The sequence below is a fragment of the Sulfitobacter sp. CW3 genome, assembly GCF_019392245.1.
Lineage (GTDB): Bacteria > Pseudomonadota > Alphaproteobacteria > Rhodobacterales > Rhodobacteraceae > Sulfitobacter.
In genome coordinates this window covers 1-280 of the sequence record NZ_JAHXRL010000134.1, presented here as the reverse complement: position 1 = coordinate 280, position 280 = coordinate 1, and the positions used below count along the sequence as shown (strand labels likewise).

The 280-nt window shown below is 72.9% G+C and carries 1 protein-coding gene; it reads right to left on the bottom strand.

The annotated features are described in order from the left end of the window. A partial coding sequence (locus KZZ06_RS20505) for a hypothetical protein (RefSeq protein WP_219581820.1) occupies positions 1 to 280 on the bottom strand: 280 nt, incomplete at both ends.

Genomic DNA, 280 nt, shown 5'->3' with positions numbered 1-280 from the left:
CGGCGGCCGGGCCGGTGGCGAGGGCGGCAAGCGCGCTGAACAGGGCGGGGATCTGCGCGTCGTGGCGGCCGAGGGCGTCGGCGGACAGGACGAGGCAGCACAGGCACAGCCCCGTCCAGCCCATCGCGGCCAGCAGAAGCTGTCCGTCGACCCGCGCGACCCACTCGCGGTCGAGGTCGGCGCACTCGGCGCTCTTCCGGAACCCGATGAAGATGACGCTCTGGAGCAGGTGGATGACGATCAGCGCCGGCGGGGCCGCGTAGGTCAGGGTCTGTGAGAC